Origin of the sequence: Chloroflexus sp. MS-G (genome assembly GCF_000735195.1) — a bacterium.
GTDB lineage: Bacteria > Chloroflexota > Chloroflexia > Chloroflexales > Chloroflexaceae > Chloroflexus.
The window spans coordinates 1-7,906 of the sequence record NZ_JPIM01000155.1 but is presented as its reverse complement, the minus strand read 5'-3'; the positions used below and the strand labels follow the sequence as shown (position 1 = coordinate 7,906).

Below are 7,906 nucleotides of genomic sequence, written 5' to 3'. Positions count from 1 at the left end.
ATGGGAGAGGAAGAGGGGCCAGGGGGAAGGTGAGGGGTACGATTCTAGCAAGAGGCACAGCTTTGCCCCGATGCCGTCATCCGTCGTGATGCCACGAGGGTTATTTGGTTAGGCAATCAACGCCAGCCGCCGATTGCCTCAAAGATCGCTCGATCGTGGTACGGATTGGGGACCGTTGCTTGAGGTTGTGCCAGTAGATACTCAGCCATCTCCTCAAAGGGTCGCGTGCATTCCTCTTTCCCCGGCCCCTCCATCTCGAAGAGTGTCTTACCGGCAAGGCGTGAACGACGAATGAGATCGTGGTAAGGGACGCGCCCGATAATTTTGGTACCAACTTTCTCGGCGAATTGATCAAGCAAGTTCGTACCGCCGCCGTACTCATAATCGACTCGGTTGGCAATAATGCCGGCTAACTTCACTTTGTGACGCTGTGACTTTTGCGCAATCGCGAGGCAGAGCCGGTTGGCGGCAAAGATGCTATCGAAGTCGTTGCACGCAATGATCAACCCGTAGTCGGCATAGTTGAGAGGTGCTGAAAAGCCACCACAGACTACGTCGCCAAGAACGTCGAACACAATCACATCATACTTGTCGTAGAGACCAAACTCCTTCAGGAGTTTGACCGTCTCACCCACAACATAGCCGCCGCAACCGCTACCGGCCGGTGGGCCACCTGATTCAAGTGTATCAACACCGGCAAAGCCGGTATGAATGACATCATCTTTACTCACGTCTTCCAAATGGAAATTAACACTGTCCAGCACGTCGATAACGGTTGGTTGGAGATGACCAGTCAACGGAAAGGTACTATCGTGCTTGGGATCACAGCCGATCTGGAGTACTTTGGCGCCCTTGAGAGCCATCGCTGCTGAAAGATTGGCCGAGGTTGTCGATTTACCAATTCCACCTTTGCCGTAGATCGCGAGGATAAGGGACATGGACAACTCCTTCTGTTGGGCCGGCAGTGCCGGCAGCGAATGACCATTCCAATGCCGTTCACGGTGCTAATGTGCGGTTAAATGTACGTTGATAGACATCAGCGTAGCGCGCCAGCGCACGGTACACATAACCGGGGACAATCCGCCGTTCGAGCCGACCGTGTCGCTCGCGGACGAATTGCAAGTTCCGGAGCAGTTTCATCTCGATCACCGAGCGGGCGAATTCGAGACCTTTCGGCCCGCTCCGGCGTTGGATGAATGCCACTAATTGCCGAACCGGCCACGGTGGTCGCTTCCGCGGCTGACCCAGCATCTGGATGTATGCAGGCATGCCACGAGTCCGATCACCGCTGCTGATCGGTTCTCGTTCTTCAACGTAAGGCCGTAGCAGGTTGTACAATTCTACCCCCTGCTCGGTACGAATGAGCGTCCATTGCCAGCGTTCTTCGGGTGGGAGTGGTGCTCCCATGTAGCCGATGGTCAGATCGGACAGGCCATTTTGATAATCGAAACAGCTCAGACAGGCGGGCGGAAAAACCCCTAATTCACCACCGAGCCGATTGACATCGAGATCGACAAAGTTAACCTTCTCGACCGAACCATCTTCATGCTTGAGCCAGATGCGGAAATCTTGCATAAACTCGTGGTGGACGACCGTTGCTGGCGAGCGAGAAACGACCTGCAAGAAACGCTGAAGATCGGGATACGTTGTGTTGTCTGTACAAGGGATACCAATGATGTAGAGTCGTTCCAGACCGAGCTGATCCTCGATAGCGCGCAGGGCGTGCACCTGACAGCCGGTACCGATGTAGGCAATGCGACGCAGACCGGCTTGCCGTACCTGGGTCAGCACGTCGAGGGTAGGAGCAAGGCAGGGTTTGTTACCGCGCGTCGCCCGCACTTCATCGGGAGTTCGAGCCAGGATCGGTAGCGGCGCGTAGCGTGTGCCGGGTACTGCACCGGTTGTAATCACCCCTTCAACCAGACCGCGCTCGAGCAAGAGGGCGCCGAGACTGGTAACGGCGCCACTCCACTGGGCATCAGGAACGGGTGGGCGCATACGGAAGACGCGCAACTCGCGGTAGATACCGAAGAGCAGTTCATCGCCGTCGTGGCGGTTGCGACCGTGTAAACGGCGCTCAATCTCCTCGGCGCGATTGTTGACGAAGACGCAGCTCTGCGCCATGAAAGGTCGTAACTCGCCGGTGCAGATACCGCAGTCGCTACACAATTTCGGACGCCCGGCCAGCCGTTCTTCGCGGCTCAAGAGGGCAATCTCGGCCAGTTGCCGGGATGGTCGCGGCTGATGGGGTGTCTTGGATGGCAGCGTCGTGTTCATGCTCCAAGCTCCTCTTTGGCAGCCAGCAAGACCTCTGCCGTAATGACCGCGTGACCACGCTGACGGGCATACTTCTCGACGTTGCCTCGCACGCGCCCCCGCACAAAGAAGGGAACTTTCTTGAGCATCGCTTCAGCATCGGCAGCCCAAACCGGATCAACTGGCGCCGGTGCTGATGTAACGGCGGCAGGCGATGTTTGGCTTGGGGCAGGTGCAGACGTTACAGCAACGGCAACCGGTGATTCAGCGAGCGGTTTACTACTCTCAACCGGTGGAGCCACAGGCGCTGGTTCAGCGACCGCTACCCCCTCCCTTTTCTCCGGCAGATCAAGCCCTGCATCACCAAACAGATCGATCAGGTGTTTCTCCATACCGAGCGTACAGGTGGTATACACCTCATCGGCAATCACATCCGCGCCGTCGAAGCCAAGGAAGGGACGATATGCCAGCAGGTGGTTCTCGATATGGGTTGGCGGTGAGATCACCATACAGTTCAGATCGTAGCGCCGTGCAGTATGGCGTTCCATCTGGGTACCGCAGACTAGTTCGGGGCGCAGCTCGGCAATTCGGTTCGCCACCGTTTGGAACTCATCGGTCACCAGCAGATCATCGACGTAGCCGGTCAGTTGTTCGCGTACCCAATCGGCCTGATGCTTTACATACGTACCGGCGCCGGCAATCGGCATTCCCAACTCATCACGCAAGAAGCGTGTAATACCGACAACATGCGTGGCATCACCAAACACGAAGGCCGGCTTCCCGGAAAAACTATCCATGTCGGCAGTGCGTGCAAACCAGGGTACGGCAGAAGGCGCTGACATCCCATCGAGCGAAAAAGCGGTAAGTGGTGGCATCGGAATCTCGGCGCCGGCCTGCGCTAGCAGCTCACGCAACCGCTCGATCCAGCGCAGCGTCGGCTGGACACCGATAGGTGCATCGAGCAACGCCGGTACGCCAAACTGCTCTTCAAGATAGGTCGCAGCCCGTAGCCCCAACTCACGGTAGGGCGCAATCGTCAGCCATGCGGCTGGTAAACGACGCAAATCGGCAATACTGGCTCCCCACGGTGCAACCACGTTGATCTCTAGTCCCAAGGTCTTGAGCATACGGCGCAGACTGATCAAATCGTGACGGGCATGGAAACCGAGCGAAGCTGGGCCGAGAATGTTCACGGTTGGGCGTTCGGTACGCGGTTGAGGTTGAGCGTAGCGCTTGACCAGATCGGTAAACAAACTCTCGGCGGCAACAATTTCTTGCATGCGGTACGGATTGGCATCGTAGACCATCACATCGCATTGCAAGCCGGCGTGTTGAGCGGCGATCTCCAAATTCTCTTGCAACAAGATCGTCGAGCACGAGGCTACCACGACGATCAGATCGGGATGCACCCGCTCTTCCACCTGTCGTAGTGTATCCGGGAGGCGGATCGTGCCACGGGCGAGGTCGGTTCCGCTCACCACACTCGTTGTCATCGCCGGAAAGTTGGGAGTACGGTCAAGCATTGCAAAGATCGCATTGACATAATCGTCACCTTGCGGTGCGTGGAACACAGCGTGGACATTCCGCATACTGTTGGCAATCCGGCCAACGCCGTGATGGGCAGTTCCTTCGTACATCCAGTAAGCCAGTCGCATGGAATCGTCTCCTCTCACGATCGCAACGAGATCACACCACCGGGTGAGCTGGGCATCATACCGGTCAACCAGATTGGATCAGAACCGAGCGGGTCGAGCTGTGCATGGCGTTGCAGTGCACGAGTGAACGACGTCACCAGGTTGTTGACGCCAGCCCAACCGTGGATTGGCAGGAAGCAATACTCGGTTCCCCATTTTGCGACTGTTCCCTGACCGACGAGCGGGTTTGTCGTAATGATGTTTGAGATTATCAGGTCGGGCTTCGTTTCAGCGATGGTGCGCAACTGACGATGGAAATTAGCCTGTTCGACCAGTCGCACACCTTCGAGCGCAGCCAGTTCGGCAGCGTGAAAGCGCCGATTAATGTATGGGGTCGAGCATTCGACTACTTCAGCGCCACAGGCCTTGAGGAAACGGGCAAGTGGTAGCTCCATCAGCGTATCACTGGCAAAGAAGACCTTCTTGCCCCGCAAGAGATCGGTGTGATGCTTGATCCGTTCCCATGCTGCCGCTTCACGGTCGCTAAGGTCAACCCGCATTCCGAACTGAGCAGCTAAATCTTCCCAGAACCGGCGGGTACCGTCAGGCCCAAACGGGAAGAGTGACGAGAGAACGGTACAGCCTCGCTCATTGCGCAATTGAGTGGCGGTTTTATGGAGATACGGTTGCAAGGGAGCGATCACGGTTCCCGGCCCTATGGGTGGCAACTCGGTAAAATGGCTGGCCGGTAAGAAGCCGGCAACCGGAATGCCTAGCCGGGCCGCTTCAAGCGAGAAGTCATCGGCAATTGCATCGTTGACCGAACCGAGAAACACAACTCGCTTGTCATCGGGTGGGGCTGGTGGGCAGAAGGGGATCAGTGCCTGTAAGACCGAATCCTCACTCTGCGAGAAGGTGTAATCCAGGCCGGAGGCAGGAACAAACAAAACCGGCACTTCGGGGGTGCTGACCGAAGCTGCCAATCCTTCAAACTCAACCTTCATCACTTCGGGGGTGCACGACGAGAGCAGAAAAATCACCGAAGGATGATGCTCGCGCTTGATCTCCTCGATTTGCGCAGCGATGTCAGGCTGCGATGAACTGAGATCAGATTCTTCAAGCAGCGAAACGGCAAAGCGCGGTCGAGCAAAGATCATGACGCCGAGGGTGTTTTGCAGAAGGTGGGCGCAGGTATGAGTACCAAGGATGAGAAAGAAGCTGTCTTTGATCTTTTGGTAGAGCCAACCAACGCTAACCAGACCGCAAAACGAGTGGTAAATGCCATCCTCGCGGATGGGAGTCGCTTTTGAGTGCATAGCGCCTCCTTAAAGATTGTAGTGCCGATTTGGAACTACCAGGTTTAGAAACATTTTAGCATAAAAAGCAAGAAGGTGAAGTATAAACAAATTCGGTGCAAAAGTGGTGCAAAGGTAAGTTTGAACAGTGACGGGTGTGGAGATGGCGTTTGTCTCCGAGAGGTACCTGCTTAATCACCCGCTTCTGATCTCTCGAAGTGGCACTGCCGATCAGGAGATGACCTTCGCTCATCTTTCGCAACGAGCGGTTGCAGGTAGGTTCAGTATTGCCGCGTTTTTTCGTGTAACTTTTTGGCCGCTCAAACGGTTTTTATATCGAGCACCGTTTTGAGCGCCAGGAAGACACGATGAATGGAACATACCACTACCCGCTGCCCGTTGCGCTGTCACCCTCGCCCCTGCACGCTGCCCAGCGCTATGCTACAATACCGGCAGACCTACCTACCACAGCAAGGAGGAACCGTGATGACCCATCCTACCGTCACCACACCGGCGCCGCCACCGGCCGACGACCCCTTCCGCTACGGCTGGCGCTACGTCCGTCGGCCTACCCCCGACGACCCCGACCACCTCGAACCGGTGCCGCTCACCCTCGAAGATGTGTTGCATCCCGAAGAGGGAGACTTCATCGTGCACAGTGACCGTCACGAAACCGACCGGATGTACCTCACGGCGGTGCTGCGCGCCCGGCTCGAAGCGCACGGGCGGGCTATCGTGCTGAGTGACGTGCGGGTGGCGTGGGACGTGCCCGACCTGCGGCCGCACGGACCGGACGTGATGGTCATTCCGGGGCTGCGCGAGCGGCGCGACTGGAGCACGTTTGACGTGGCGGAAGAGGGGGTGCGACCGGCGTTGATGATTGAGATCACCTCGCCGGAGACGCGGGAGAACGACGTGGTGTGGAAGGTGGCGCACTATGCACGGGCGGGGGTGGCGCAGTATGTGATTGTGGACAACATTGGACGGCGGGGGGAGCGGCAGCTCCGGTTACTCGATTACCGGCTGGTGGGGGACACCTACCGGCTGCAACCCACGGATGAGCGGGGGTGGGTGTATCTGGAGCTGGCCGACCTGTGGGTGGGGGTGGAAGGCGACCACGTGGTGTGCTATACCGACGACGGCACGGCGTTTGGCGACTACGCGACAGTGGTGCAGCAGGCGGCAGAAGCTGAGGCGCGAGCGCGACAGGAAGCGGCAGCACGGGCCGAGGCGGAGGAACAAGCTCGGCGCGAAGCGGCAGCGCGGGCCGAGGCGGAAGTGCTGGCGCGTATAGCAGCGGAACAAGCACAACGCGAAGCGGCAGCGCGGGCCGAGGCGGAGGAACAAGCCCGACGCGAAGCGGCAGCGCGGGCCGAGGCGGAGGAACAGGCCCGACGCGAAGCGGCAGCGCGGGCCGAGGCAGAAGCGCTGGCACGTGCAGCAGCAGAACAAGCACAACGCGAAGCGGCAGCGCGGGCCGAGGCGGAGGAACAGGCCCGACGCGAAGCGGCAGCGCGGGCCGAGCTTGAAGCCCGTCTGCGTGAATTGGAAGCCAAGTTGCAGCGGTTACAGGGGACGTAGGCGCAAACACCGCAACCGATGCGACGACAACACGCGGAGATGCCCAACGCAGGTGCCCCTTCGTGTTGGTGCTGCACCCGTGTCTATCTGACCGCAGTGTCCATTCCCTCGCCACTGTCGGTATCTCCGATACACTCTGTGCCTTCCTTCGCAATTGCCGTGTTTTTTCGTGTAACTTTTTGGCCGCTCAAACGGTTTTTATATCGAGCACCGTTTTGAGCGCCAGGAAAACACGATGAATGGAACATACCACTACCCGCTGCCCGTTGCGCTGTCACCCTCGCCCCTGCACGCTGCCCAGCGCTATGCTACAATACCGGCAGACCTACCTACCACAGCAAGGAGGAACCGTGATGACCCATCCTACCGTCACCACACCGGCGCCGCCACCGGCCGACGACCCCTTCCGCTACGGCTGGCGCTACGTCCGTCGGCCTACCCCCGACGACCCCGACCACCTCGAACCGGTGCCGCTCACCCTCGAAGATGTGTTGCATCCCGAAGAGGGAGACTTCATCGTGCACAGTGACCGTCACGAAACCGACCGGATGTACCTCACGGCGGTGTTGCGCGCTCGGCTCGAAGCGCACGGGCGGGCTATCGTGCTGAGTGATGTGCGGGTGGCGTGGGACGTGCCCGACCTGCGGCCGCACGGGCCGGACGTGATGGTCATTCCGGGGCTGCGCGAGCGGCGCGACTGGAGCACGTTTGACGTGGCGGAGGAGGGGGTACGACCGGCGTTGATAATTGAAATCACCTCGCCGGAGACGCGGGAGAACGACGTGGTGTGGAAGGTGGCGCACTATGCACGGGCGGGGGTGGCGCAGTATGTGATTGTGGACAACATTGGACGGCGGGGGGAGCGGCAGCTCCGGTTGCTCGATTACCGGCTGGTGGGGGACACCTACCGGCTGCAACCGCCGGACGAGCGGGGGTGGGTGTATCTGGAACTGGCCGACCTGTGGGTGGGGGTGGAAGGCGACCACGTGGTGTGCTACGCCGACGACGGCACGGCGTTTGGCGACTACGCGACGGTGGTACAGCAGGCGGCGGAAGCTGAGGCGCGAGCCCGACGCGAAGCGGCAGCGCGGGCCGAGGCGGAAGTGCTGGCGCGTATAGCAGCGGAACAAGCACAACGCG

General features: G+C 59.1%; 6 protein-coding genes. 2 read left to right on the top strand and 4 right to left on the bottom strand.

Going from position 1 to position 7,906, the window contains the following annotated elements:
• Window positions 1–116 precede the first annotated feature (116 nt).
• Genes bchL through bchN form a run of 4 tightly spaced genes read right to left on the bottom strand, consistent with a single transcriptional unit; the run spans window position 117 to window position 5,206 of the window.
• On the bottom strand, window positions 117–938 hold the full coding sequence (gene bchL, locus JE47_RS0118575) for a ferredoxin:protochlorophyllide reductase (ATP-dependent) iron-sulfur ATP-binding protein (RefSeq protein WP_031461186.1): 822 nt from the start codon (window positions 936–938) through the stop codon (window positions 117–119).
• Window positions 939–996: 58 nt separating this feature from the next.
• Entirely contained in the window at window positions 997–2,277 is a 1,281-nt protein-coding gene (locus JE47_RS0118570) for a Coenzyme F420 hydrogenase/dehydrogenase, beta subunit C-terminal domain (protein ID WP_031461185.1), read from the bottom strand.
• A complete protein-coding gene (locus tag JE47_RS0118565) occupies window positions 2,274–3,911 on the bottom strand; it encodes a ferredoxin:protochlorophyllide reductase (ATP-dependent) subunit B (protein ID WP_031461184.1) in 1,638 nt (545 codons plus the stop codon). Before JE47_RS0118565 ends, JE47_RS0118570 begins: the two co-directional genes overlap by 4 nt.
• A gap of 14 nt (window positions 3,912–3,925) precedes the next feature.
• Window positions 3,926–5,206, bottom strand: a complete 1,281-nt coding sequence (gene bchN / locus JE47_RS0118560; RefSeq protein WP_031461183.1) for a ferredoxin:protochlorophyllide reductase (ATP-dependent) subunit N — start codon at window positions 5,204–5,206, stop codon at window positions 3,926–3,928.
• A gap of 465 nt (window positions 5,207–5,671) precedes the next feature.
• On the opposite strand from bchN, the gene JE47_RS0118555 reads away from it, so the two are divergent.
• A complete protein-coding gene (locus JE47_RS0118555) occupies window positions 5,672–6,766 on the top strand; it encodes a Uma2 family endonuclease (RefSeq protein WP_031461182.1) in 1,095 nt (364 codons plus the stop codon).
• A gap of 353 nt (window positions 6,767–7,119) precedes the next feature.
• Window positions 7,120–7,906: Uma2 family endonuclease (locus tag JE47_RS0118550; RefSeq protein WP_031461181.1), on the top strand; the 787-nt coding region annotated here is incomplete at its 3' end.

What these genes read in the sequence shown, in the direction of transcription:
- bchL (WP_031461186.1), bottom strand. Translation starts at nt 938, where the DNA reads ATGTCCCTTATCCTCGCGATCTACGGCAAAGGTGGAATTGGTAAATCG.
- JE47_RS0118570 (WP_031461185.1), bottom strand. Translation starts at nt 2,277, where the DNA reads ATGAACACGACGCTGCCATCCAAGACACCCCATCAGCCGCGACCATCC.
- JE47_RS0118565 (WP_031461184.1), bottom strand. Translation starts at nt 3,911, where the DNA reads ATGCGACTGGCTTACTGGATGTACGAAGGAACTGCCCATCACGGCGTT.
- bchN (WP_031461183.1), bottom strand. Translation starts at nt 5,206, where the DNA reads ATGCACTCAAAAGCGACTCCCATCCGCGAGGATGGCATTTACCACTCG.
- JE47_RS0118555 (WP_031461182.1), top strand. Translation starts at nt 5,672, where the DNA reads ATGACCCATCCTACCGTCACCACACCGGCGCCGCCACCGGCCGACGAC.